This is a genomic window from Chloroflexota bacterium (genome assembly GCA_014360825.1).
Lineage (GTDB): Bacteria > Chloroflexota > Anaerolineae > UBA2200 > JACIWT01 > JACIWT01.
In genome coordinates this window covers 68,067-94,351 of the sequence record JACIWT010000010.1, presented here as the reverse complement: position 1 = coordinate 94,351, position 26,285 = coordinate 68,067, and the positions used below count along the sequence as shown (strand labels likewise).

Here is a 26,285-nt window from a genome sequence, read left to right as displayed (position 1 = left end):
TGCTACGTCGCTCCTAACCGTTTCAACAATTCCTCGCCTACGCGGTAACCATCTCCTGCCCCCAGGGTAAGCAGGACATCCCCCGGCGCTAAATGTGCAGCCAGATACTCCGTCGCCCCCTCCAGGGTTTCGATGTAGCGAGCGTCGGGATGATGTATCGCCGCCACAAGATCGGCCCCGCTGATGGTCGGGTCGAACGGCTCGCGGGCCGCGAAGATGGCGCTCACAATCACGTGATCGGCATTGGCGAAACTGGCCGCGAAATCAGGCAGCAATGCCCTTGTGCGACTGTAAGTGTGCGGCTGGAAGAAGGCCCAGATGGGCCGATTCGGAAATCGCGCCCGCGCGGCCGCCAACGTGGCCTGTATTTGCGTGGGGTGATGGGCATAATCATCTACAACCACGATGCCGTCCACGGTCCCTTTCTCTTCGAACCGACGCGCCACGCCGGAAAACCGCCTCAGTGCAGCCACCATCTGCGCACGGGGCACACCCATTCGCTCCCCGACAGCCCAGGCTGCCAGTGCGTTCAAAACGTTATGGCGCCCAGGCACCTGAAGTTGCACTTGAGCGATCTCCTCGTTGCCTTTCCGGATGGTGAAATTCGCTCCGCCGATCTCGTTGGCCACGATGCTTCGCGCCGACCAGCCAGTTTCACAGTGGAAGCCGTAGCACTGCCGCTCCGCTGACGTCGTTCTCCGTTCGCTCATCAATCGGGCCACAATGGGGTCATCGGTGCAGCCGACCACCAGCCCATGTTGTGGTACTAAATGGAGGAAATCCGCAAAGGCCCCTGCCATCTCCTCCAGATCCCGGAAACAGTCTGGGTGGTCCATTTCCACACCCGTGACCACTGCGACATCGGGCTTGAGGCCCAGGAAAGTACGGTCGTATTCGTCGGCCTCCACTACGAACACCCGGCCACCCCCTGCATAACCATTCGTCCCCAGATCGCGTAGTATTCCGCCAACGATGAAGCCCGGGTCGAAACCCGCCTCTGCCAGAATCAGCGCGATCATCGCTGCGGTGGTGGTCTTGCCGTGGGTTCCCGCCACGGCGATGACGAATTGACCCTGCATCAAGAGGGGTAGCGTCTCATCGCGTTTGTACACCGGGATGCTCATCTCGCGGGCGGCGAGCACCTCTGGATTCTCGGGCCGGATGGCGGAACTGACGATCAGCCGATCGGCACCGTGGACGTGCGACGCTTCGTGCCCCTGATAAATCGTCGCCCCCAGACGGCGCAACTCATCAGTCAGTGGCGAGAGGTGCAAATCGGAGCCGGATACCTGGTGCCCCCGCTCGAGCAACACCCGCGCCATCGCACTGAGACCGATGCCCCCAATGCCCACGAAATGAGTGTGTCCCGCGAAGAAGTCGCCGCCTGTGTTCATCATCCCTTACCACGCACGCGCTTCACGAAGTTCTCCCAAGTCATCAGGATGACGACTGCCATCGCTATGCCCAGCAAGAATGGGCCACGTCCCTGGAAAAGATCTCCCGGAGTCACGCCCCTCACGCTGACCGCGAGTTGGTCCACCACGCCCCCCGCCTGCAGCGTAACCGCTTGCGGCCTGGTCTCGCGCAAGAACTTGATCACAAACTCCTTCGCCAGCGACACGGCCAGAAAGCCATTGAATAGGCCCAACAGACCACCCATCAGACGGCTGATTGCAGTCGCTTTTTCATTGCCCAAGCCAATGTGCGTCGTGTAGGAAAGTACTACAATGATCCCCAAAACCACCAGCAAGAAGCCCTCCGGGTTCTCTGGGTGAAGCAGCACGAAATCCATCCGCTCGGACAGCATTTGGAGATCGAACCGAAAGCCACTTTTGACAAAGGCAATCAGAAGCCTTAGAAATGTATCAATATAACCTACAACTGGCTTCGCTAATTCTGGTTTTATGTAAAATATGGTCAACGCTACCAGCGAGACCGAGGTGATGAATTCACGATGCCAGCCTCGCGAGTAGCCGATGAGCATGAACAGTCCCATCACAAGCGCGAGAATGACGTCATACGGGATATCTATGAAGACCATACCCCACCCCCGCAGGCATTTTCGCCTGCCAGTGCGAGCAAGTGAGAGCCAATATTCCTGGCCGCGTTTGGCTGGGCCAATTTCCGCGCCTTCTCACTCATGCGTCGCAACCGTTCCTCATCTCGTATAAGTCGCAGCACCTCGATCTCCAGCGCGCCAGACGGCAGGTCCTCGTCGCGCACTTTCACCGCCGCGCCCGCTGCCACCAAGGCGTCCGCATTGGCTTCCTGATGCCGTCCCGCGTGCGGATAGGGCACGAGCACGCTGGGCAGACCCACGGCGGCGAATTCGCCCATCGTCGCTGCACCCGCCCGTGCCACCGCCAAATCTGCTGCTGCCAGCGCATCCACCATCTCTTCATAGAGATACTCGTAGACTCGATAGCGTTCGCGCAGCATCGGGGGCAGCCCGTCCCGTCGCTCGCGGAGCCACTCGATATCGTTGCGACCAGCAATATGGATCACAGTGCATTGTTCGAGCAACCGCTCCAAGCAGGCGCCCACAGCCCGGTTGATACTGCCCGCCCCTCGGCTACCACCGAAGACAAGTACCACCCGATCCCCATCACTTAACCCCAATCGATCTCGGGCCACCGTCCTTTCCCGCTGGTACAATTCTGGCCGCACCGGGTAGCCAGTGACAACTGCTTTGCCCGGCGGAAAATAGGCCAGCGAAGGTTCAAGAGAAACGGCAACCCGCTCTGCAAACCGCGACAGCGCCTTGACCGCTAACCCTGGTTCCACATCGGGCAGGTATATCAGCACTGGCACTCTGGAAAGCCAAGCCGCAAAGACCGTCGGTGCCGAGACATAACCCCCGGTGGCTAGCACTGCATCGGGTCGAAAGGAGCGGATAATGCGCCAGGACTGAAATGTGCCCTTCGCCAGTTTCAGACCGTTGCCCAATATGCGCCAGGGGGCAAAGCCGCGTAGTCCTCCCGCGGAGACAGCAGCGAAAGGCAACCCCTCTCGGGTGACGATAGCGCGCTCCATGCCTGCTGACGTGCCCACGTATAGAACCCCGCTGATCTGACCTTTATTGGGTCCGATGCCGAGAGCCTTGACGACGGACAGTGCCGGATAAACGTGGCCCCCGGTTCCGCCTCCGGTAATTAAAAGACGCACTGTTGCTTTTCCTCAATGGTGTTCCCCGCCCCACAGATAGAAGGACGCCGACGCCGGCCAGACATGAGACAACGGAGGAACCCCCATAACTTACGAAAGGCAGAGTCACGCCCGTATAGGGCAATGTCGCCGTATTGGCAGCCAGGTGGATGAACGCCTGGCAGGTGATCCAAGACGTGATGCCCACAGCCAAAAGTGTCGCAAAGGTGTCCTTTGCCTTCAGAGCAATGTACAAACCACGGTAAGCAAAGCACAAGAACAGCCCGATCACCACCAAACAGCCGATAAGACCCAATTCTTCCCCAATAATCGCGATGATGGCATCGCTATGATAGACCTGAGGCGGGAATAGCTTCTGCACGCTTTCTCCCAAACCCCGGCCGGTAAGCCCACCGGAAGCGAGAGCGGTCAAGACGCCACGGATCTGGTAGCCCTCTCCCAGTGGGTCGCTCATTGGGTTCAAGAATGTCTCGACGCGCGATGTCGCGTAATCGGAACCCCTCACTACCAGATACGTAGTGGCCAAGCCGATGACCAGACTGGCCATCACTTGGACGGTGTCAGCCCCGGCGACGAAGAACATGATTCCAGCCACAAAAGCGATCAGCACCGCTGTGGAGCGAGCAGGCTGTAATATGATCAGTGCAGCCACAAAGCCCACGAGAATGGCGAACGGCACCAACCCATAAGTTACCTGGCGAATCTTGGTACCTTTCGATGCCAGCCACGCTGCCACATACATGATGACCGTCAATTTGCAAAACTCGCTGGGTTGACCAGACTTGCCGGTGATCCAGCGCCGAGCGCCCTCGGAGCCACGCCCCAAGAACAAGAGCCCCAATAGGACCAGTAAGGTAACAGCCAGGATGGGCACCGCCCACTGCCGCCAGATTTGATAATCCAATCGCGCCGTGATTACCAGAGCGATTAGCCCTAGAAAAATCCAGAGCGCCTGGCGCTCTAAGAAATACGTAGGGCGAGCCCCCAAAGTAAAGGTCGCGCTGAAAATCATCATCAGGCCGATGAAGAGCAGTATCGCCACAATCAGCAGCAGGACATAGTCAGTTGTACCTTTCTGCGGTAGATGTCTTCCCTCTACCATCGTGCCTCGCAATCCAAAATCACGACAAAGAACTCACGAGCGACCGGAAAACGTCCCCTCGCTCCTCGTAATCCCGATAAGCGTCGAAACTGGTGCCGCCGGGAGATAACAAGACCACTTGGCCTGGCCTGGCCAGGCGACTGGCCAACACCACCGCCTCTTCCATTGTCGCCACTTGATGCAAAGTTGGCCCTCTCTGCCCGAGGGCATTTTTGATAAGATTTGCCGCTTCACCGAACAAGATCAGACATGCCACTTTCTCCCGCACCAGTGCAGCCCACTCTTCCCAGGGAAGGTGCTTATCTCGCCCCCCGGCCAGGAGCACGATGGGCTCATCGAATGAGCGCAGGGCAGCCATCGCACGCTCCGGTGATGTGGCGATCGAATCGTTATAATAGCGCACGCCGCGCCATTCGCGCACCAATTCCAAGCGGTGAGGCACCCCGCCGAAGGTTCGGGCAGTTTGTCCTATGGCCTCCACGGTAGCGCCACCCAGCGCGGCGACCACGCTGGCTGCCAGGATGTTGTCCCGATTGTGCGCACCGCGCAGTCGGATTTCACCCTCCTGACAAAACACACCCTCACGACCGCCGACCCGAAGCACCAACTCCTTACCCCGGAGAAACGCGCCCTCTTCTACCTCGTGGCTGCTACTGAAAGTGAGCACTCTCCCACGGCACATTTTCGCCAGCCGTGGCGTCCAAGGATCGTCGGCGTTCAAGACCGCATAGTCACCCTCCCCTTGGTAGAGCAGGATATTGGCTTTGGCTGCAACGTAATCCTCCATCGAAGGGTGGCGATCCAGGTGATTGGGCGTCAGATTGAGCACCGCCGCCACGTGTGGGCTCCAGCCACCCGGCGGCACGAGCGTCGCTGAAAGCCCGCCCACAATTAGCGAATCGCCAAAGAGTTCCAGTTGGAAACTGGATAGTTCCATCACCGCGCGGCATGCCGGCGTCATCTCCGGTAGCCGAGACAAGAGCGGTCGCCCGATATTGCCCCCCACAAAGGCGGTGATCCCGCTGGCCACCAGCATCTCACCCACCAGGGCTGTGGTGGTGGTTTTGCCACTCGATCCGGTAATGCCCAACACAGGGGCGGGTATGAGCCGTGTGGTGAGCCGCGACTCGCTACACAACGCCACTCCCCGGCGCACTGCCTCCACCACAATCGGCGTTTCCAAGGGGATACCCGGACTGACGAATAAGATATCAGTGTCGAGAATTCCTGGGGGATGGCCACCCAGGACATAGCGAATGGGCAGGTCGGATAGTTGGGCCAGATTGACGGCCAACTGATGCTTATCCTTCAGGTCGCTGACCGTGACCTCTGCCCCTTGCTCCGCCAGGTAACGCGCCAGCGCTGTCCCCTCTCGGGCCAGACCAAGCACAGTCACCCGTCGGCCTGCCAATTGGAATGGCGTCACCCCAGTCATGTTAACGTGCCTCACGTCAGCGCCAAGGCGATGCCCAACATAGCCGCCCAAAGGCTGACGAGCCAAAACCGCTGCGTCACCTGCACCTCGGACCACCCCAGAAGTTCGAAATGGTGATGCAACGGAGTCATGCGGAAAATGCGCTTCCCCTTCGTGAGTTTGAAATAGGCCACCTGGATGAGGACCGACCCCGCTTCGGCCACGAACACCAACCCCACGATGGGCAAAAGCAACCATTGTCCCGTCATCAACGCCACGGTGGCCAATGCCGCCCCGAGAGCCTCTGAGCCGATGTCGCCCATGAACAGTTGCGCAGGGTAGGCGTTGTACCACAGGAAAGCCAGTATCGCGCCCACGATGGTGAAACAAAAGGTTACCAGATACGCCTGCCCTTGCAAGTAAGCGATGATCCCATAAGCAATGAACGCGATAGCCGCTACGCCTCCCGCCAGCCCGTCCAAGCCATCGGTCAGGTTGACGGCATTGGCTGTGCTCACGATCACGAAGACGGCTGCTGGGATGTACCAGATGCCCAGATCGAAGGGGCGCGGGAACGTGGGAACCGCGGTGAGGCCGATCTCCAAGAAGTATTGGAGTCCGATGGCCGCGATTGCCCCGATGGCGATTTGCAGCGGGAATTTAATGCGCGCCAACAAACCCATTCCCGTAGGTCCCTTCACGCCGATCCAATCATCTACTGCGCCAAGCACAGCGTATGCCACCATGATCCCCAGCGGCAACAGGATGGAATAACGCCCGATAACGTTGGACAAAAGGGTGATGACCAGCACAGGCACCACCATCAATAATCCTCCCATAGTGGGAGTACCCATCTTCACCTGATGCGATTGAGGTCCTTCGATACGGATGCGCTTGCCGATCTGATACCGTTTCAGTAACCGCACACATGGTCCCCCAAGCGCCACGGTGATCAGGGAGGATATAGTTCCCCACAACAAGGCTTCCGCCATCAGTCCCCTCGCGCGATCGCGGCGATAATCTGTTCCATCGCCATGCCTCGAGAGCCCTTCACCAGCACGAAATCATCTGCTTGCAGGATATCTGCCAGCAGGGCCGCCGCAGACTGGTTGTCGGCCAGGATATGGACGCGATGTGCCGGCATGCCATAGGTCAGGGCTTCCTCACCAATCAGCCGCCCCCGCTGACCAACGGTCACGAGTATCTCTGCCACTTCGGCAGCGCGTCGGCCAACCAAGCGATGCCCCTCCACTTCAAAATCGCCTAATTCCAGCATATCACCCAAGACCGCGACCTTACGCCCCGGCATTTCAGCCAATAGATTCAGAGCAGCCATAGTAGATTCAGGGCTGGCATTGTAAGTGTCATCCAGGATGATGCTCCCATTCACACCAGGTGTGACAAGCAATCGGATGCGGGCGCTCCTGTCACTTAGGCCATGGATGATTTCTTCCCAGGTCATATCCTCGATGAGTCCGACTGCGGCCGCGGCGAGAGCGCCGTAAACGCTGTGTCGCCCCAAGAGAGGCAGTTTCGCGAACACCTCGTCGCCCTGGTAATGAAAGCGTAGGGCAATGCCCTCCAGCCCATAACTCCCGATATCGCTGGCCCAGAGAGTATTCTCGGGTCGCAAGCCGTAGTAAAACGTCCGCGATGTCGGTGCACGAGCGCCCATAGCACGGACTCGGGGGTCATCGCCGTTCAACACCGCGACGCCATCCGAGGGCAGAGATTGCACCAATTCCTCCTTGGCCCGGGCAATACGCTCGATAGAACCCAGGCGTTCCAGGTGCGTGGGACCAACATTGGTAACCACACCCACCTGGGGCCGACCAATATCGGCCAGGAGCGTGATTTCACCCAAAGCATACATCCCCATTTCCAGAACCGCGCGTTCCGTTTCCATCCCCAGTTGCAAGCATGTTAAAGGCAGACCAATTTCATTATTGTAGTTGCCCTCACTCTTCACTGTAAGATAGCGCTGGCGAAGCACAGCGGCAATCAGTTCCTTGGTCGTCGTCTTGCCCACGCTGCCTGTGATGCCAATGACTCGACAGGCAGGGAAACGCGCTCGCCAGTGCTTTCCCAACCTTTGTAGAGCCCACAACACATCGGGCACCACGAAACAGACCGGTGGCCCTGGCGGTATCGCCGGTGCGGGTTCGTTCCACCTGAGCGCGGGATAATTCCAGCCCGGGTCCAACCGCGCTACCACCGCCCCGTGTGCTCCTCGCTCGAGAGCATCGCGGACGAACTCATGCCCGTCGTGACGCTCGCCCGGCAGGGCGAAGAACAGGCTGCCCGCTACCACAAGCCGGGAATCCACCACAGCGCCACTGAAACCCCACGATGCCTCCCAAGGGACCTTTTGGGACGTGATCCCGGCCCACACTTCAGCCAATGGCAACATCAGCCCATCTCACCCTAGTGAAGTGCGTGTCGCACGTCATCGGGCGGGATGCCCATCAGGCGGAAAAGGTCCTCTGCCAGATCGTGGAACAATGGCACCGCCGACAGGACCCCCCAACGGTCCACCTGCGGTTTGTACAACACCACCAGAGCCACAAAGCGTGGATCGTCGGCGGGCGCATAAGCCACGAAAGAAGCGATGGTCTGAACCGGGTCGTAGCCCCCCGGAATCGGTATCTCCGCCGTGCCTGTTTTGCCAGCAATGCTATAACCCGGCACCAGGGCCCCTGGGGCAGCAATGGCAGTGGATTCTACCAGCATTTCCGTCAGTTCGTTGGCAGTTTGCGCGGAAATCACCTGACGGACTGCCTGCGGAGCAACGGATTCGACGACGCCGTCTCGGATGATGGCCTTCACAATGTGCGGCTTCATTAGCACGCCGTTATTGGCCACTGCTGCTACCGCAGTGATCATCTGCAGGGGTGTAACTGCCAGGCCTTGCCCAAACGCGTTCATTCCCAAATCCGATTCCCACCACCCTTGATCGCCCGGGACACGGACGCTGCCTGGTACCTCGTTCGCCAAATCCACGCCCGTCAGTTGGCCGAACCCGAAGCGGTGCACGTAATCGTAGAACCTCGTTGCGCCCAAGTTGGTACTGATATACGCGGCACCCACATTTAGCGAATGGGCCAGCACCCCAACCATGTTGACCTGCCCATGAGCCGCGCGGTCCGAGTTCCGGATCGTGCGGCCGCCCACTACAATGCTACCGTTGTCGAGATAAGTCGTCTCCGGCCGAACCAGACCCGCATCCAACCCGGCGGCCATGGTGATGATTTTGAAAACCGAGCCAGGTTCGTAGTGATCGCTAACGGCAGGGTTGGCGTAGAGTGTCTGGTCGGCCAGGTAGTACTTGTTCGGATCATACGAGGGGCTCACTGCCAGCGCAAGTATCTCGCCCGTGCGTGGGTCCAGGACAATCACTAGGCCCCGTTCCGCTTGATAGCGGGTAACGGCATCGGAAATCGCCTTCTCTGCCAGATATTGCACTTCTCGATCAAGAGTGAGAATGAGATCTGCCCCATCTTGGGCGGGCACAATCCAGCATCGCTGGTTCCCCAGTGAATCGCGACCCAGCGAACGGTAGCCCGGCTGTCCACTGAGGAGCGTTTGATAGTATTCCTCTACCCCATGAAAGGCCCGTTGTTCCTCATTGACGAAACCCAGGACGTGACCAGCAAAATTCCCCTGCGGATACACGCGAGTGGGATGGCCGTCGATGGTCAGGGCAGGATTGCCCCACTCCATAATCGTCTCGGCAACGGAGGGCTCTACCTCTTTCGCCAGACGGACCCAGGGTTCGCTTTTTCGGAGCAGCTTCTCCATCAGCACAACGCGCGACTCCCGCAGGAGAGGAGCCAATTTCTCAGCCAGCGCCTCTGGGTTCTCCACTTTCGCTGGGTTCACCCCAATCTCGTAGGTAATGATCTGCACCGCAAGCAGGTTACCATCGCGATCGTAAATGCGGCCTCGACGGGGAGGATATTCGACTTTCTCCTCTGTAGACTCTGTCACATTGTCACTGGTTCCTGCATGTGAAACCAGCGGCTGCCAGAATTGCAGATACACGAACCGACCCACCACAACCAAAAAGGCCGCCAGCACGACGCTAGCCAACAGGTACAGACGAGTATTGCCTTCACGCTCTCGCGGCTCATCCATCCCTACGATCACCCACCAGGGCGGCTCATCCAGGCTGCAAACTGATCTACGATCGTGTTCCACCACGAGTTTGCAGTCCCTTGTGCCAAGGTCGAATTAGGTGCACCCCCTGCAGGTATCGCAAGTTCGCCATTCACAGAAGTGAAAGTGGGCGAAACTTCTACTACACCATATAACACCTCATCCTGTGGGCCCAGGCCCAGAGCGGCAGCCCGTTCCATGATCACCGGCAGGCGCTCCTCTTGGGCAATGGTAACCCGCAGCACCTCATTGCGGTTCTTGAGTTCTTGTATTCTCGCCTCATATTGCACGATTTGGAGACTTAGGTTTGCCACGACACTGGCTTGGGCAAGATACAGGAAGATCGCCAAGCCGAAGAGGACCAAAGCCACACCGATCTGGGATAGTCGGGGCAGAGCGGTAAACCAGTCACTGGCCAGACGGGTTATGCTATTCCTTCGCGCCGTAGGGCTATATTCCATGTGGCTCTCCTCCGCTACGTGGTTTCACGTCGCGCTACTCTCAGACGAGCGCTCCGGCTACGCGGGTTACGCTCCACTTCCGCCGCACTGGGCCGAATTGGCTTACGCGTTAGGATGCGCAGCCGGGGCTCCCGTCCACAAGCGCAAACGGGCAACTGGGGCGGACACACACACCCTTTCGCTTGCTCCATAAAGAATCGTTTGACGATACGATCCTCCAATGAATGAAACGAAATCACAGCCAGGATGCCTCCCTCAGCCAGCAAATCCACGGCAGCGGGTAACGCGCGCTCCAAGTTCTCCAGTTCCCGGTTGACGGCGATGCGCAAGGCCTGAAACGTCCGCGTCGCGGGATGGATTCCCCCGCTTCGTTTCACTATCCGGGCCACCAGATGGGCCAGTTCCCCGGTAGTCCTCAGAGGACGCGCCTCGACGATGGCCCGCGCGATGCGTCTCGCTCGCCGCTCCTCGCCGTACCGGTAGATGATGTCGGCCAGTTCGGATTCTGGCAAGCCGTTCACCAAATCGCAGGCAGAAGGGCCGTGCTGTGGATCAAAGCGCATGTCCAGCGGCCCATCCACCTGAAAAGAAAAACCTCGCTCCGGGGCTTCCAATTGCAATGATGAGAGTCCCAGGTCGAACAAGATGCCGTCAACCGGCGCGAAGTTATATTGTTGGGCAATCTCGCCTATGGCAGCGAAATTGCCTTGTAGCAAAACGAGCCTGTCGCCGTATTCGGCCAGGGCGCGGCGCGCCTGGGCCACCGCAATGGGATCCAGATCTATGCCCAGAAGTCGCCCATCGGGAGCAGAATGATCCAACACCGCGCGCGCATGCCCCCCACTTCCTATTGTGCCGTCAATGTAGCGTCCTCCCGATCGGGGGGCAAGCGCAGCCAACACCTCCTCGAGCAGCACAGGCTCGTGTTCGCTCATATACCTAGTTCAGCAAATTGGGCAGCGAAACTGGCATCTTCCTCCAGGGTGCTACGTGTACCTTCCCACGCTTCGGGATTCCATATTTCGAGGCGGGTGTGTAACCCAACGACTACCACCTCGCCATCCACGAGTCCGGCGTATTCGCGTAGATATTGTGGTAAAATAATGCGTCCCTGTTCATCGGGAACACAGTCGGCAGCGCCAGAGAACAGGAGACGCGAGAACGTGCGGGCGGTAGGATTGGTGATAGTGGGCAGAGCAGAAATGCGCTCCGCGAGTTCATTGAATTTCTCCCGGGTGAAAACGAAGAGGCAGCGGTCAACGCCCCGTGTTACCACCACGCCTGCGGCCAGTTCGTCACGGAATTTGGCAGGCAGTGCCAGGCGGCCTTTCTTATCTATGGTGCGAGCGAATTCGCCTAAGAACATTCGTTCTAATATTCCCCACTGAGGGTTATTTTTCGCCGCCTAACTGGGGCTTGCTCACCCCAATTCACCCCAATTAACCACTATACACCGCCATTATACACCACTTTTTTGGTTTTTGACAAGCCCTTTGGCGTGAATTTTAAGGTACGGTGAAAGACCCCAAATCGTTCCCGTGTGCCACAAAATATAGTGGACAACAGTCGTAGTGATCCTGCATGTAGTGGCTATTTCGGTCAAATTGTCATTTTTCACCCAATGTGTGAATTTTAAGGTTGCTCTTTTACTTTTTCCCATTTTTTCAGACGACCTGCCGAAAAGAGAAGGCCTCACCACTTCTGGTGAGGCCCTTGCCAAACGTTCGGCACCTGAGTCAACTTGTAAGCCGAGTTCTGTACCTTGTCTCTGGCCACGCATTTCCTTTTCGCGCCTTCTGCGTAGTTAGACGAAAAGCGCAGCAAAGACGAGGCGACGGTCATCTCTCTGGGATGCCAGTTACCTGGCATCTCTAGCGCCCTACCTGGGACAAAGGGACGAGCAGCCCTCGGCGCGAAAGCGCCTGTCCCTGCTTGGGCTTGCTCCTGATGGGGTTTGCCGAGCCAGTCCGGTCACCCGGGCTGCTGGTGGTCTCTTACACCACCGTTTCACTCTTACCGGCTTTCCACCGCGGCCCTTCGACCGTGGAGTATCAGCCGGCGACCTGCTCTCTGTGGCACTGTGCCGTCGGGTCGCCCCGCCTGGGTATTACCCAGCATCATGCTCTGTGGAGCTCGGACTTTCCTCCCGCCGCGATCGCAGCGAGCGACCGTCCAGTCAACTCAGGTACCTAATGAGATTTTAACTCGAATACGTCTCCCTGTCAAACCAGCGTTTTTCTGCAGAACTGCGTCTATTCGCATAAATACCCCCCTCAGGTATTGACATCCGCGCATAATTGCGCTATAATGTTTGTAAATGAACACTTAGCAGCAGTGTTGTGCTCGAATTTGTTTTTGAACGAACATGAAGGCGTGAAATGCTTGCGGAAGAACGCCGGGCTATCTTATTGCAAAGGCTAAAGGACAATGGCTACATCGAGGTGACGGATGTTGCACCGTCCCTGAACGTTTCCGCAGCCACCGTCCGCCGGGATTTGGAATGCCTGGCTCAAGAGGGCCTGGTTACCCGTACCCGGGGAGGGGCCGTGCTGTCGGTCCGCAGCACCACCCTCGAACTCCCGTATGATGTCAAGCGCCAACGCCACATAGAAGAGAAACGTCGTATCGCCGCTGCTGCTGCGGAGATGGTGTTGGACGGGGAGACGATCATCCTCGACGCTGGCTCTACGACGTACGAACTAGCCCTCTTGCTCCTCCACAAACGCAACCTCACTGTGGTCACCAATGACCTCCAAATCGCCGTCAAATTGGCTTCCAATCCTAATATCAACTTGGTGTGCACCGGTGGTATCGCCCGTGCCAATGTATATACCTTGCTGGGCCCCCAAGTGGAAGCGTTTCTGAGAACATTGCGCGTGAATAAGACCTTCTTGGGTGCCGACGCCATTCACCCGGATGGCACTATCGCCAACGTGAATTTGGAAGAGGTGGCTGTTAAACAGGCCATGGTTCGCGCGGGTGAGCAAGTTATCTTGCTTACCGATTCCTCCAAGTTTGGGATAGTGGGATTTGCCAAAGTATGTGATCTGAGTGAAGTGGACGTGCTCATTACAGATCGGGGCATTCCGCCGGCTATGCTGGAACGGTTGCGCGAGGCGGAATTGACCGTTGAGTTGGTGTAAGGTTTGTTCAATTACGAATGGAAATAGCGGTCTCGAGAAAGGAGGGATGAGATGGGTGGATAGAACCTATTGTAGCGCTGGGTTACGCGAAGAGACTGTTGAGGGCTAAGGAGTTTCTATGGCAGAACAGAAAAGAATCTATATCGTGTGCGCGACAGGCATCGCCACTTCGACTATGCTTCGGGTCAAAATTGAGGATTTTCTCAGGCGGAAAGGTATCAATGCCACGGTTAACCAGTACCGAGTGACGGAACTAACCCCTTCACGGGTGGACGCTGATGTGATCGTGGCAACTACGGGCATGCCTGCCGAGTTTGCCCGGGTCGTTCCAGTTATCAATGGCGTTCCCCTCATCACTGGCCAAGGCGAGGATAAGGTCTTACAGGAACTTTTGGACATCTTGCGGGGAAAAGAACTAACGAAATAACAGAAAAAGGAGAATATTACACGATGGAAGCCATACTCGCAACCATAGGCAGTTTGCTGAACACGCTCGGTCCCACAATTGTGCTGCCAATTGTCGTCGCATTACTGGGCATCATCCTGGGATTGAGCGCCGACCGTGCCATCCGCAGTGGCTTGCTGTCCGCAGTTGCCTTCGTTGGCATTTTCTTGACAGTGGGCATGCTAGGTGAGACATTGAGTACCATTGGCAAGGCTTTTGCCGAGCGCACCGGCACTGGATTGGACATCGTCGATATTGGCTGGCCAGCAGCTTCCGCTCTCGCTTTTGGCACCCCAGTGGGAAATTTGATCATTCCAATCGGCATCGCATTAAACATTATCCTGCTCCTGCTGGGCCTCACCCACACCTTAGATATTGATTTGTGGAACTTCTGGCACATGGCCTTCGTGGGAGCTATCGTCCACTTTGTCACCGGGAGTTTTGGCCTAGCTCTGCTCGCCGCTGCTATCAGTCTGGTGATTGCGCTCTTTCTCGCTGACTGGTCCGCCTCTTTGATCCAGAAGCATTTCAAGATGCCGGGTGTTTCGATCCCGCATCTGCAATCCGCGGGCTACATGCTCTTGGCTGTGCCCTTCGCGCTGGTCATTAACCGCATATCTTTCCTAAAGCGCCTCAAACTGGACCCTGATACTATTCGCCAGCGCCTGGGCCTGTTGGGCGAGCCTGTCATGCTGGGGTTGATCATTGGGCTCATCTTGGCTGTGCTAGCTGGCCAGGCACCAATGGATATACTCAATACTGGTGTCCGCACTGCTGCTGTCATGGTGCTTATCCCACGCATGGTGGCTATCCTGATGGAGGGCCTGACGCCAGTTGCAGACGTTGCGCGTGATTTTATGACCTCGCGTTTCGCTGGGCGCCAGTTCCATATTGGCCTCGACTCAGCGATATTGATTGGCAATCCAGGAGTGATTGCTAGCGGTCTGCTAATGGTGCCAGTTGAGATCGTGCTCGCCCTGCTCTTGTCCAAGGTGGGCAATCGCACGCTGCCCTTCATCGACTTGGCAGACGGGCCCTTTGTGACTGCCATGCTTGCACCGCTGGTAGGTGGTGATGTGCTACTAACGGTCATCTTAGGCGGAATCGTGATGGGGATCGGGCTGATTTTCACCACTCTGCTGGCACCCGCTGTAACGCAAATGGTTGTTCAAAGCGGTGTAGCAGTGGAGATCCCAGCAGGATACGCCACCTACACGGTGATGAGCGACGCAGCGATTCCCACCTCCTATGGCTTGTACTACATTTTCAGTCTGCCAGGGGTCGTTGCCCTCATCATCAGCCTCGTCATACTCGTGGCTCTGTATTTGCTTAAGAAGAGGCTCCCGCTTGGGGAGAGGGTGATCTCCGAAGTCGCAGGAGGCTCAGACTGAGCCAATGCCCATAAGATCTGCCTGGGGAACTCCTGGTGGCAGGGGCTCCCCAGGCCTTTTATCCTGGCCGACAGACTATGGAGTAAGCGCTTGGCATAAAGAGGTCTTCGGGATTCATAGGCCGGTGATACGAGTCGTTCATCTGTCAACGCTCTTATGACCAGCTCTCACCCTATTTTGAGGAGGATGAAAGTTGGTGTCTTGGTTACACAATGTTTTCGGTACGGATAAACCCATCATCGCTATGTGTCACTTGCGGGCGCTGCCTGGTGATCCGGGTTATGACCCACAGAAGGGCCTGGCCTGGGTTTGCGAGCGCGCCCGCGAAGACTTATTAGCCCTGCAAAGCGGCGGTGTGGATGCAGTGCTATTCTCCAATGAGTTCAGCCTGCCGTATCTGACACGGGTCGAGACCATCACCGTGGCTTGCATGGCGAGCATCATCGCGGAGTTGAAGCCCGAGATCAAGGTTCCCTACGGCGTGAATGTGTTGTGGGACCCGATGGCTTCCATTGACCTTGCTATGGCAACGGGAGCGCAGTTCGTGCGTGAGGTTTTCACTGGCGTCTATGGTTCGGACTTCGGGCTGTGGGACACGAACGCCGGCGAAGTCATCCGTCACCAGCACGCCATTGCCGCAGGGCACATACGCCTTTTCTTTAACATCGTACCCGAATCAGCGGCTTATCTGGGTGACCGACAAATCGCCGACATTGCTCGCTCAACGGTATTCAATGCGCGCCCAGACGCGTTGTGTGTCTCAGGCCTGACTGCCGGTGCCGAGACCTCCACCCAGATCCTGAAACTCGTTAAGGACGCCGTGCCCGATGTGCCAGTCTTCGCCAATACCGGCGTGCGGCTGGAGAATATCGCCGACCAACTGGCGATTGCCGATGGCGCGATCATCGGCACGGCCTTCAAAAAAGAGGGCAACACCTGGAACGCAGTGGATGTTGACAGCGTCAGGGCCATTATGCAGAAAGTGAAAGAACTGCGAAAGGCCTGAGAGATGCCGGTCCACATTGCGCCCTCGCTTGCCTCCGCCCCCCTTGATCGGCTTGGCCAGATCATCGCTGAACTGGAGGCTGCCGGAGTTGACTCACTTCACTTTGATATCGAGGACGGCTCATTTGTTCCGCTCATGACCCTGGGGACGAAGGTCATCGCCGATCTGCGTCCACTGACGAAGTTGCCTTTCGATGTTCACCTGATGATGGTGAATCCGGAGTGGCTGTTGGCAGACCTCGTCAAAATGGGTGCCAATCGCATCTCCGTTCACTACGAGGCCTGTCTGTACCCACGCCGTGTCCTGCGTCAGATCGTCTCACTTGGAGCCACAGCCGGGATCGCTCTCAACCCGGCCACGCCACTCCCCGACTTACGGTACTTGCGTCCTTACTTGTCGTTTGTTCTGGTGTTGACTACCGAGCCCGAGGGCCCCGATTGCCCCTTCCTGCCCGAGGTGTTGGCCAAAGTGCGTACGGGCAAACAGACTGCGGGCCTAAAAGGGATCGAATGGGTTGCGGATGGCGGCATCAACCCACAGAACCTGGCGGAGGTTGTTCAGGCTGGTGTGGATACGATTGTCGTCGGCCGGGCGATCTTCCAGGACGACAGGATCGCAGCGAACGTGCGCGCTCTGCGGGAGGCAGCCTAAACGTAGGCCGGCGTTATCGCGACTATTTTGAGGTGGAAGCGTGTCCACACAATATACGTTCGTTGACCTGTTGAAACCTGAGCACGTGCTAACCGATCTCCACGCCTCAAACCCGAAGGAAGCTATCCGCAAACTCACCCGCCCCCTTGTCCAGAGTGGGCATGTAGAGTCCGCGTTCGCCAAGGACGTTTGGGAGCGCGAACAAACATTCCCCACCGGGCTGCCCACACAGCCATTGGCTGTTGCTATACCCCACGCCGACCCAGACCACGTCAAGCAGTCGGCAATCAGCATCGGCGTGCTGAGATCGCCAGTGCGCTTCAGACAAATGGGCACCGACGGCTCGGTCGTCCTGGAGGTGCGCCTCATCTTCTTGTTGGCGATCAAAGAGCGCGAGAAGCAGGTCGAACTGATCCAGCAGTTAGTAAGCGTGATCCAGAACCAGGGTCTGCTCGAGGGGTTGGTCGCGGCGAAGGCCCCACAGGAAGTGGTAGATTTGATCCAGAGAGCCCTGACAGCGTGATACATACCCCTCTAATGCTGCCTTCTTTTGCCCCTCTTGATCCACATAAAATGCTTGGTCTCGCCACCCAGACGACCGCTCGACTTTCCCCCTCGCTGTTTTAGGTCCACTTCCGTTCCAGGCGAATTGACTCCCCTCGCCCTCTGCATTAATATAGCCTCGTCAATAGCGGGGTGCAATTATGAGATGGCAATCCATTGCTGCTGCCCGCCGTGTATTGGCCCAAGAAAAGGGCGCGGTCATAAAAGACTGGGGCGGCAGGTTGAGCGTTGCCCTGTGTTATCCGAATAGTTACCATGTGGGCATGTCCAACTTGGCCGTGCACACGCTGTACAGACTATTCAACCAGCGCGGCGATGTAGTTTGCGAGCGGGTTTTCTCTGGCCTGGGGCGACGAGAAAGGGAGAACGACCCGCCCGTGTCTATCGAGAGCCAGCGACCGTTGTCTGACTTCGATGTCATCGCCTTCTCGGTCTCCTACGAGTTAGATTATTTCCACCTTGTTGGGATGCTCCGCCGGGCAGGTATCCCCACGCTGGCCCGTGAGCGGGACGCAGACTGGCCGCTGGTGCTGGCCGGTGGACCTGCGCCCTCTGCTAACCCCGCGCCTTTGGCACCCATTTGCGATGCCTTGTTCATTGGCGAAGTGGAAGAGCGATTGCCTGGCCTACTGGACGTCTTGACCGCACGTGGCGTGACACGCGAGGATATACTGGCCACATTGGCCACCCAGCCCGGGCTCTATGTGCCTGCCCTGGCCACCGAGGGGACCCGCGTGACACGTCAGTGGCTGCGTGACCTGGACTCCTGCCCCACCCACAGCGTGGTCTTCACACCCCACACCGAATTCGGCGATATGTTCCTGTTGGAGATCAGCAGGGGATGCGGGCGGGGCTGTCGCTTCTGTTTGGCAGGATACACCTACCGTCCGCCGCGGGCGCGTCATTTGGACACGCTACTGCAATCCGCACGAGATGGCCTGACCCATCGGAAACGGATTGGGCTTGTGGGCGCAGCCGTCTCAGACCACCCGGCCGTTGACCGGTTGGCGGTGACCCTGCGTGGGATGGGTGCTGGCCTCGGTGCCTCCTCCCTGCGAGCCGATTCCGTATCCGAAGTGTTTCTGCGTTGTCTGGCCGAGGGCGACACGCGAACCCTCACCCTGGCCCCAGAGGTTGGCTCAGAGCGATTACGCCGCGTCATCAACAAAAACATCCCTGAGGATAAAGTGATCCGCGCGGTAAGGCTGGCAGCCGGATTCCATTTCGAGGCGGTCAAACTGTATTTCATGGTCGGCCTGCCAGGGGAGTCTGAGGAGGACGTGGACGAAATCACCACCCTTGTCCGCGAGGTCACGAGCATTTTCCCCGGCCTGGTGAAAGTGAACATCACGCCATTTGTTCCCAAGCCAGGTACACCTTTCCAGTGGGCAGCAATGGCGCCCGCCGAGGTGCTCACGGCACGAACTGAACGGCTCAAACGCGCGCTTGCCTCAGCCCAGGTCGAGGTAACTCAAGAAAGCGTACCCTGGGCCCGGGTACAAGGCGTCCTGGCGCGAGGAGACCAACGTGTGGGCGAGGCCTTGGCACTGGTAGCGTCTGCCTCGTTAGGGGCCTGGAATGCTGCATTGCGGAAAGCGGGGCTCGCAGAAGAAGAATACCTGGATGAGCGCCCCCTGGGCGCTCCCCTACCCTGGCAGATTGTGGAGACCGGGGTAGAGACCGAGTACCTGGTCCAAGAATGGCGGGCAGCGCTCGACGGCAAGGGATCGCCGGAGTGCCAGCCCGGGGGTTGTGAAACTTGCGGCGTATGTAGAGCCGTCTTCGTTACGGAGCGTGAGCGATGATGCAACGAATGGATGGGGCTGTTCCCTACTACATCTTCTCTAACCTGGCGGAATGGCCCGGCGTATGGCACGCCATCTTCACCCGACGGGGCGGGGTCAGCCAACCGCCACTGGACAGCCTGAATATAGGAAACAGCGTGGGTGACAGCGAAACAGCAGTGCGAGAGAACCACGCCCGAATCTACACTACGCTCGGCTTGCGCCCAGAGGATGTGGTAACTGCTCAACAGGTGCATGGCGCACGGGTGGCCGTTGTCAGTCGTGCAGATGGGGGGCGTGTCATTCCAGCCACCGATGGCCTTGTATCAGACACACCAGGCATCGCGCTTCTCCTGCGCTTCGCTGACTGTGTGCCCATCTTGCTCTTCGACCCAGTGCGGCGTGCTGTGGGATTGGTCCACTCAGGCTGGCGTGGGACCATCGAGGGCATCGTGACCAAAGCCGTGCACGTCATGGAGCAGGCCTTTGGCACCAACCCAGCCGACTTGCAAGTGGCCCTGGGGCCAGCCATCGGCCCCTGCTGCTACGAGGTGGGCGAGGATGTGGCTGGAGCAGTGCGCCGCTCCCTGCGTGGAGAGGCGCTACTCCACTCGAGTGCGTCAGGTCGCTGGTATTTTGACCTACCAGAAGCCAACCGTCAACAACTGTTGGCTGTGGGCGTGCGCCACGTTGAGCAAGCGAATATGTGCACCGTTTGCCACCGCCACGAGTTTTTCTCGCACCGGGGCGACGGCGTGAGGACCGGACGTTTCGGAGCCCTCATCGGACTAACGACAGATGCATCCACCGAGAAGGAGGCGGCCTTATGAAAGAAGTGGGAACTGGCGTGATAGAGTGGCTATTGGGCGAGGATGAGCCTTCAGTACGCTATTTCACCCTGGTACATCTTTTGGATCGCCCGGTGAACCTCCCGGAGGTTCGAAAGGCGCGAGCGGCCATCTCCAATTCGGCCACTGTACGTGCCATCATCGCCGCTCAGCACCCCGAGGGTTATTGGGCCAAGCCTGATAGCACTTACTGGCCCAAATACACCAGCACCATCTGGCAACTCATCATCCTATCGGAGTTAGGGCTCACCAAGACCGAACCGGCGGTGCAGAAAGGGGTGGCGTATATGCAAGAAGCCATTGCCGCCATCGGTGCGCCCGGCGCTTATGAGCAAGGCGAGGTGATCTGGTGTTATTCGGGCAATGTGGTGCGCTTCCTCAATCTGTTCGGGTATGACAATGAACCTGCAACACGGGCTGCGTTGGCGCGACTAATGGAGGCAATCGAAGAGCATCCTGGCTGGGGCTGCCGTCACAATGACGACGAGGCTGCCGCCTGCCTTTGGGGAGCAGTGAAAGTGCTGCGGGCGTTGGCGACCGTCCCATCGGAACAGCGCACACCCCGAATCGAGAGGGTGATCGCCGATGCCGCCGAGCGATTGCTGAGCACAGACTACGTGGCCGCTTCAGCAAGCGCTGGGACGACGGAGAACGGCTGGGTGAGCGACTGGCTGCGCTTTGGCTTCCCTTCCTTCTACGAGAGCGATTTGTTGGAGGCGCTCCTGGCTTGCTGCGAACTCGGTTGCGGGAGCGATCCCAGGGCGAAGGCACTCTGGGGATTGGTGGAAAGCAAAAGACAAGCCAACGGCCGGTGGCGGCTAGAGAATAGTTTCAATGGTCGGATGCATACTGACATCGAGGCCCTCGGCCAGCCGAGCAAATGGATCACCTTGCGTGCATTGCGAGTGCAGAAATATGTCTGCTCTTGATGCTCGTCGCGAGGCGCAAATACGCGCCAATATCACACACGTGAACGAGCGCATCGCCGCAGCCGCCCGGCGAGCAAGGCGCCACCCGACGGAGGTACGCATCATCGCCGTTACAAAAACTGTCCCCATTGAGGACATCCTCGTTGCACACCAGGCTGGCCTCAGTGAATTCGGCGAGAACCGGGTGGAAGAGGCAACGGAGAAGATACCGCTTTGCCGGGCCAAGGTGTATGCCCGCTGGCACATGGTAGGTCACCTGCAGAGGCGGAAGGTGCGAGATGCTATCGCCTTGTTTGATAGCATCCAATCGGTGGACACGGTCGCTCTGGCGGAGAAAATCAGCCGTCTCTGCGTCGAGGCGGGCCGGGTGATGCCCATCCTATTGGAGATGAACGTTTCGGGTGAGGAAAGCAAGTATGGGTTCGCCGCGGCAAATGTCTTACACGATGCCAGCGCCTTTGACTCCCTATGTGTGGACGTCGAGCGCATCCTCGCTTTGCCCGGAGTTCGAGTAGAGGGTTTGATGACCGTCGCGCCCATCGCCCCGGAAGCGGAGATGGTGCGCCCCCATTTCCGCGCCCTACGGCGATTGCAAGAGGCTCTCCGCCGTCGTTTTCCCGCTGCCAACTGGAGCGAACTCTCGATGGGCATGACGGACGATTTTGAAGTGGCGGTGGAAGAAGGTGCGACTATGGTCCGCTTGGGCCGGGCTATTTTCCACAGGGAATAAATCACAGACGGAGGCACTGATGATCATTTGGCTCTACAATCTAGTGGACGCTCTTTTCTGGTTGGCGACGGCGGCGATTTTCCTGCGCGTGCTGTTCTCGTGGGTTCGCGCCGACCCGTACAACCCTTTCGTTTCGCTCATCTACCGGGGTACGGAACCCATCCTGGCCCCTTTGCGCCGCTACGTTCCACCCATTGGCGGCTTGGATGTCACGCCCCTGATCGCCCTTATCATCCTGGAACTATTGCGACGCTTCGTGTGGATGCTACTGGCCGCAGTGTTCTAGTAAGATGTGTTCACCTCGCTTGCGACAGACAATAGACTGTTCTGTATGAGCGTGAAATTTTCTGTGCGAGGGGACTACGTCCTTTTCGCCGTCAAGGTCGTGCCGCGCTCTCCGGTCAACGAACTGGCCGGGGAGTACGGTGAGGCCCTGCGGGTGCGGGTCACGGCCCCGCCTGTGGGTGGAGCAGCCAACGAGGCTGTCATCGCCCTCCTGGCCGATGCCCTCGGTGTGCCCCGGCGAGATGTAAGCATCTTGGCTGGTCCATCATCGCGGCAGAAAACGATCGCGGTAAGAGGGCTCAGCCTCGAAGAGGTGCGCACCCGGTTAACGAGTAAATAAGCACCCCGATGGCAGGGGATGACTTCCCTCTCACCGGCGTTGGTAGGGCTGCCAAGCCGGAGCCTGTTCGTGGACCGGACTGAAGGTGATGTTGGTCTGTCCCGTGCCATCCGCCTTCATAGTGTAGATGTCCCAGCCTCCAGCGCGGTTGGAGTAGAACGCGATGTGAGTCCCGTCGGGCGACCAGGTTGGCCCATGATCGTTTGCCGTGTGCTCATTGGTCAGATTCACTTGGTTTGAGCCGTCGGCGTTCATAACGTAGATTTCCATATCCCCATCGCGATAGGACTCGAAGGCGATCTGGCTCCCATCGGGCGACCAGGCAGGGGAGGAATCGGTGGCGTCACTGTATGTCAGACGCTGCTGATTTGAGCCATCTGCATTCATGATGTAGATTTCCCAGTTGCCATCGCGGTTAGACTGGAAAGCAAGGCGACTGCCATCGGGCGACCAAACGGGGCTGTAGTCGGCAGCCGTGTTGCGGGTCAGACGAGTGGGGCGCGAGCCATCGGCATTCATGACGTAGATCTCCCAGTTGCCGTCGCGAATGGAGGCGAAAGCCACCGTCTTGCCATCGGGCGACACAGCCGGCGTCCAATCCTCAGAGCCGTCGCGCGTGAGATTGGTTTGACCAGTGCCGTCGGCGTTCATAACGTAGATCTCGCGGTTGCCATCCCGGTCGGAGACGAAATAGATGCGCCGGACATCGGGTGACCACGCTGGCTGAATGTTGTTTCTTGGACCATTGGTGAGGCGCACTGGATCTGTGCCATCGTAACCCATGACCCAAATATCCCACGTCGCGTCTGCGTGTTCGCGCTGGGCGTAAGCGATCTTCGTGCCAAGCAAGCCCAGAGACAAAGTAGGGCTGGCAACGACCGGTACCCTACTGGTGGGCGTAGGTGTGGTCAGTTGTCCACTTCCCCGCTCGCTCCACAGGACAAAGGCGGAGACGACTATTGCGATGAGAGCCACCCACAGGAGCACTGTCCCCCAATTCACCCGTCGGCGCGGCCAGCGCAGGCCCACAGATAACGCCGCTTTCTTAGAGTGCGAAACTTCTCGCACCACATTAGCCAGAGTCACGTTTGCGGCCAGCCAGTTCTGGAAGAGGCGGACGGCGAATTCGTATCCCTCCTGGCTCAGCGGCCGAAGGACCTTGCGCGCGACGAGCAAGCGGAGACCGTCAGAGATTATCTGATCCGGCAATTCGACGCCCTGCCAGCGAGCGCCATCCTGGACATCGCGGCGGGTGAAAACACCGTGACGCCCTCGCAGTGACTGCAGCGCCGCCAGCACGACGCGCTCCGCAGGCGAGGAGTTCTCCCACGTCCTTCCAAAAACTGGGTTGCCGACTTCGACCACTTCCTGCTCTACCGAAAGGACATCGTGGTAAGTAACACGACCCTCCCCACCGAGGCGCTCGAAAAGGACGAAGCCGAAGGCTTGAACCAAATAGGGGTGGCCACCGCAAAGATTGTAGATGGCGCGTATCGCGCCGTGCTCGTAGCCTATCCGTGCGCGTCCTAAGTTGCGCAGCAGTTCCTCTGACTCGTCGGCGCTCAAACAATCGAGTTGGTAGGTCGGCACACCCTGGATGGCCATCGCACCCGGGCCGGCTGGCTCTTCCACACCCAGCACCACCAGGAGACTGGGGCAACCGGCAAGGGCAGCCCGGAGTTCAGCCACCACCTGCGCCCATTCTCCCGGCTCCACCGGCTTCTTGCCAATGCCATCCACCAAGAGGAGCAAACGTTTCGGCGCAGCCACCTCGGCTGCTCGGGCGAGCGAAGCCGGTAGCGACTCCTCTTCCTCCACCTCAGCGGGCGATCCTATGCAGACGAAATCTCGCACTGCGGTGGTCAATTGGGCGAGCAAAGCCGCTGGTGTGGTCTTCGCCTCCGGAGCCAGATCCACATAGAGGGCCGTGGTCTCGCCCTCCCACATTCGGGCCAAGTGCAAAAGGAAAGATGTTGTGCCGATGCCGGGCCCGCCTCCCACAGCCAACAGGCGCTCTCCGTATGAGACCGCATCACGCAGCCAACGCAAGGCGCGGGTCCGCCCCACGAAAAGATCCTCGTCACTGAGGGGGCGGTCAATGATATATGGATTCCCAATGCTTGCTCCAGAACGGGGTCCTTTTTCTGCCATACCTAAATCACGATCTTCTCCGCCGCGGTTAATTCTCGCTTCTCCGCAAATCGCTCGAAGCGGAATGGATTTTCGGACGTCGAAATCTCTCCCACCATCAATTTAGCAGTCAGTTTGCCCCCCGCCGGAGAGCCCATGATACCATGGCCACTGTAACCGAGGTTGAAATAGAGCCCCTCGACATCTGGACTGGGCCCAATGATGGGCTTGCTGTCCGGCGTACAGGTGTACTGTCCAGCGCTGGTGAACACATCCTCGCGTTTCAGTCCTGCTGCCACCTGCTCGAAAAAGGGCGAGAGATGGCTGACCCCCTCCAGCACGATGGCGGCGAAAGTCCAATCCGCGGGCACATTTTCGCTGGGCTCGCTCGGCTCCTCCGGCAATGCCCAGCCCAGGGCGGCACCGCCGCCCTCTGGGCGCCAGTACGCTCCGCGGATGTCATCAATGGTCATCGGTGCATGGCGAGGGATGAGGGGATGTTCCCCAATGATGGTCTTCTGACGACGCAGGATGCATAGCGGTAGTTCCACGCCCGCCATGCGAGCCACGACACCGGAGAACGGCCCGGCAGCAATGACGATCCGCGGGGTGTCAACGGGGCCGCGGTTGGTCAGCACGGTATGCACGCGCCCACCCTTCACCACAATGCCCGAGACCTCGGTGCGCAGGCAGAACTGTGCTTTGGAGCCCTTGGCGAAACCGTAGGTAACCTCGTGGGCTGAGAGCCACCCTTCTTTGGCGCGGTATGTGCCCGCTGTCACCGTTGGGCTCGCATAGGGGAAACGAGCACGCACCTCGTCACCCTCCAAGAACTCCACATCCTTCAATCCTATACTCTGCTGATGAGCCACCCGAGCCCGCAATGTTTTCTCGCCATCTTCTGCATCCGTGATGAAAAGGTAGCCCTGGTAATGCAGGTTGATATCATAGCCAGGGATGCCAATCACTTCCGCGAAATGATCGAAGATCTCGATGCTGGTGAGCATCATCTGCACGTTTTCGGGTTCGCTGAATTGGGCCCGGAAACATTCTACCGAGGCCGCAGTTGTTAATGTGCCCAATGCGTCGCGGCGCTCCACCACAATTGCATCCAGACCCGCGTGGCTGACGAAAAACGCCGTCGCCGCCCCCACAATCCCACCGCCGATGATCACCACGTCGGCAGTACGAGGGAAATCCTCCTGGGGCACGGTTATTTTGCCCATTTCACACCTCCTGGCCACTTTGCCTCTTGGGTGAGGGGAATTTCGCCTCCCTCGTTCCCCTTGTTGTGATATGTTTTTGACGATTATCTATCGCTGCGTTTGCCAGCGTATCTGGGAGATAGTTCTCGTGACGCGGCACGTGGACGATCCTCACAGCGCGGTAGGGGCGAAGGAGGTTCTTTACCTCCTGCCACAACTTCCGCAAAGCCGGGTTACGCACCCGGTACTCCTCTCGCAATTGCCGGACGAGCAATTCGCTGTCGGCCCGTATTTCCACGTCCTGTGCGTCCCAGGCAGCTGCCCGACGGAGCGCTCGGATCAGAGCCTTGTATTCGGCCTGGTTATTCGTGGCCCGGCCGATATATTCCTGGACACGCGCCAGTTCACGCCCCCGTTCATCCGTCAGGACTGCACCGATGCCCGCTGGCCCAGGATTGCCCCGCGCTGCCCCATCACAGTAAATGATGATTCGTGACAGACTTCCCTCCTTGGATTTCTGCCGTTGAGCCATCTTCT

General features: G+C 58.4%; 26 protein-coding genes and 1 other RNA gene. 12 read left to right on the top strand and 15 right to left on the bottom strand.

Annotated features, from left to right (window positions below):
• Positions 1-2 precede the first annotated feature (2 nt).
• The 12 genes from H5T64_08460 to rnpB all read right to left on the bottom strand — a co-directional run bounded on the left by H5T64_08460 (position 3) and on the right by rnpB (position 12,481).
• On the bottom strand, positions 3-1,397 hold the full coding sequence (locus tag H5T64_08460; protein MBC7264379.1) for a UDP-N-acetylmuramate--L-alanine ligase: 1,395 nt from the start codon (positions 1,395-1,397) through the stop codon (positions 3-5).
• Complete coding sequence (locus tag H5T64_08455; protein ID MBC7264378.1) at positions 1,394-2,041, bottom strand: hypothetical protein; 648 nt, start codon at positions 2,039-2,041, stop codon at positions 1,394-1,396. Before H5T64_08455 ends, H5T64_08460 begins: the two co-directional genes overlap by 4 nt.
• Entirely contained in the window at positions 2,029-3,165 is a 1,137-nt protein-coding gene (gene murG / locus H5T64_08450) for an undecaprenyldiphospho-muramoylpentapeptide beta-N-acetylglucosaminyltransferase (protein MBC7264377.1), read from the bottom strand. Before murG ends, H5T64_08455 begins: the two co-directional genes overlap by 13 nt.
• The gene (locus H5T64_08445; protein ID MBC7264376.1) at positions 3,077-4,267 is read right to left on the bottom strand and encodes a cell division protein FtsW; all 1,191 of its coding nucleotides are present in this window, start codon (positions 4,265-4,267) and stop codon (positions 3,077-3,079) included. Before H5T64_08445 ends, murG begins: the two co-directional genes overlap by 89 nt.
• A gap of 19 nt (positions 4,268-4,286) precedes the next feature.
• On the bottom strand, positions 4,287-5,702 hold the full coding sequence (gene murD / locus H5T64_08440; GenBank protein MBC7264375.1) for a UDP-N-acetylmuramoyl-L-alanine--D-glutamate ligase: 1,416 nt from the start codon (positions 5,700-5,702) through the stop codon (positions 4,287-4,289).
• A gap of 11 nt (positions 5,703-5,713) precedes the next feature.
• Positions 5,714-6,673: a phospho-N-acetylmuramoyl-pentapeptide-transferase gene (locus H5T64_08435; GenBank protein ID MBC7264374.1), complete on the bottom strand. Its 960-nt coding sequence runs from the start codon at positions 6,671-6,673 to the stop codon at positions 5,714-5,716.
• Positions 6,673-8,091, bottom strand: a complete 1,419-nt coding sequence (locus tag H5T64_08430) for a UDP-N-acetylmuramoyl-tripeptide--D-alanyl-D-alanine ligase (protein MBC7264373.1) — start codon at positions 8,089-8,091, stop codon at positions 6,673-6,675. The genes H5T64_08435 and H5T64_08430 overlap by 1 nt, the downstream gene beginning before the upstream one ends.
• A gap of 14 nt (positions 8,092-8,105) precedes the next feature.
• Entirely contained in the window at positions 8,106-9,815 is a 1,710-nt protein-coding gene (locus H5T64_08425) for a penicillin-binding protein 2 (protein MBC7264372.1), read from the bottom strand.
• 8 nt (positions 9,816-9,823) lie between these two features.
• The gene (locus H5T64_08420) at positions 9,824-10,297 is read right to left on the bottom strand and encodes a hypothetical protein (GenBank protein MBC7264371.1); all 474 of its coding nucleotides are present in this window, start codon (positions 10,295-10,297) and stop codon (positions 9,824-9,826) included.
• A gap of 14 nt (positions 10,298-10,311) precedes the next feature.
• Positions 10,312-11,232: a 16S rRNA (cytosine(1402)-N(4))-methyltransferase RsmH gene (gene rsmH / locus H5T64_08415; protein ID MBC7264370.1), complete on the bottom strand. Its 921-nt coding sequence runs from the start codon at positions 11,230-11,232 to the stop codon at positions 10,312-10,314.
• Complete coding sequence (gene mraZ, locus H5T64_08410) at positions 11,229-11,663, bottom strand: division/cell wall cluster transcriptional repressor MraZ (GenBank protein ID MBC7264369.1); 435 nt, start codon at positions 11,661-11,663, stop codon at positions 11,229-11,231. The genes rsmH and mraZ overlap by 4 nt, the downstream gene beginning before the upstream one ends.
• A gap of 362 nt (positions 11,664-12,025) precedes the next feature.
• Positions 12,026-12,481, bottom strand: an RNA gene (gene rnpB / locus H5T64_08405) — RNase P RNA component class A.
• A 194-nt stretch (positions 12,482-12,675) separates the two neighbouring features.
• Between rnpB and H5T64_08400 the strand changes: the two genes are divergently transcribed.
• The 12 genes from H5T64_08400 to H5T64_08345 all read left to right on the top strand — a co-directional run bounded on the left by H5T64_08400 (position 12,676) and on the right by H5T64_08345 (position 22,413).
• Positions 12,676-13,440, top strand: a complete 765-nt coding sequence (locus tag H5T64_08400) for a DeoR/GlpR transcriptional regulator (protein ID MBC7264368.1) — start codon at positions 12,676-12,678, stop codon at positions 13,438-13,440.
• Positions 13,441-13,558: 118 nt separating this feature from the next.
• On the top strand, positions 13,559-13,867 hold the full coding sequence (locus H5T64_08395) for a PTS sugar transporter subunit IIB (GenBank protein ID MBC7264367.1): 309 nt from the start codon (positions 13,559-13,561) through the stop codon (positions 13,865-13,867).
• A 23-nt stretch (positions 13,868-13,890) separates the two neighbouring features.
• Entirely contained in the window at positions 13,891-15,276 is a 1,386-nt protein-coding gene (locus tag H5T64_08390; protein MBC7264366.1) for a hypothetical protein, read from the top strand.
• A gap of 196 nt (positions 15,277-15,472) precedes the next feature.
• Entirely contained in the window at positions 15,473-16,282 is an 810-nt protein-coding gene (locus H5T64_08385; GenBank protein ID MBC7264365.1) for a BtpA/SgcQ family protein, read from the top strand.
• Positions 16,283-16,285: 3 nt separating this feature from the next.
• Positions 16,286-16,933 carry a ribulose-phosphate 3-epimerase gene (locus H5T64_08380; protein MBC7264364.1) on the top strand — a complete coding sequence of 216 codons (648 nt, stop codon included), beginning with the start codon at positions 16,286-16,288 and terminating at the stop codon, positions 16,931-16,933.
• 40 nt (positions 16,934-16,973) lie between these two features.
• The gene (locus tag H5T64_08375) at positions 16,974-17,456 is read left to right on the top strand and encodes a PTS sugar transporter subunit IIA (GenBank protein ID MBC7264363.1); all 483 of its coding nucleotides are present in this window, start codon (positions 16,974-16,976) and stop codon (positions 17,454-17,456) included.
• Between the two features lie 181 nt (positions 17,457-17,637).
• Entirely contained in the window at positions 17,638-19,302 is a 1,665-nt protein-coding gene (locus H5T64_08370; protein MBC7264362.1) for a radical SAM protein, read from the top strand.
• Positions 19,299-20,111, top strand: a complete 813-nt coding sequence (gene pgeF, locus H5T64_08365) for a peptidoglycan editing factor PgeF (GenBank protein MBC7264361.1) — start codon at positions 19,299-19,301, stop codon at positions 20,109-20,111. Before H5T64_08370 ends, pgeF begins: the two co-directional genes overlap by 4 nt.
• Positions 20,108-21,058 (top strand): hypothetical protein, encoded by a 951-nt coding sequence (locus H5T64_08360; protein MBC7264360.1) that lies wholly within the window; start codon positions 20,108-20,110, stop codon positions 21,056-21,058. The genes pgeF and H5T64_08360 overlap by 4 nt, the downstream gene beginning before the upstream one ends.
• A complete protein-coding gene (locus H5T64_08355; protein MBC7264359.1) occupies positions 21,045-21,788 on the top strand; it encodes a YggS family pyridoxal phosphate-dependent enzyme in 744 nt (247 codons plus the stop codon). Before H5T64_08360 ends, H5T64_08355 begins: the two co-directional genes overlap by 14 nt.
• 19 nt (positions 21,789-21,807) lie before the next feature.
• Complete coding sequence (locus tag H5T64_08350; GenBank protein ID MBC7264358.1) at positions 21,808-22,074, top strand: YggT family protein; 267 nt, start codon at positions 21,808-21,810, stop codon at positions 22,072-22,074.
• Positions 22,075-22,119: 45 nt separating this feature from the next.
• A complete protein-coding gene (locus H5T64_08345) occupies positions 22,120-22,413 on the top strand; it encodes a DUF167 domain-containing protein (GenBank protein ID MBC7264357.1) in 294 nt (97 codons plus the stop codon).
• 30 nt (positions 22,414-22,443) lie between these two features.
• Here the strand turns inward: H5T64_08345 and H5T64_08340 are convergent, their stop codons facing one another.
• From H5T64_08340 to H5T64_08330, 3 genes are read right to left on the bottom strand one after another with little or no spacing between them, the layout of a single operon-like run.
• Positions 22,444-24,564, bottom strand: a complete 2,121-nt coding sequence (locus H5T64_08340) for a PD40 domain-containing protein (protein MBC7264356.1) — start codon at positions 24,562-24,564, stop codon at positions 22,444-22,446.
• A gap of 2 nt (positions 24,565-24,566) precedes the next feature.
• On the bottom strand, positions 24,567-25,769 hold the full coding sequence (locus H5T64_08335; GenBank protein ID MBC7264355.1) for an FAD-binding oxidoreductase: 1,203 nt from the start codon (positions 25,767-25,769) through the stop codon (positions 24,567-24,569).
• 1 nt (position 25,770) lies between these two features.
• Positions 25,771-26,280: a ribonuclease HI family protein gene (locus H5T64_08330; protein ID MBC7264354.1), complete on the bottom strand. Its 510-nt coding sequence runs from the start codon at positions 26,278-26,280 to the stop codon at positions 25,771-25,773.
• Positions 26,281-26,285: the final 5 nt, after the last annotated feature.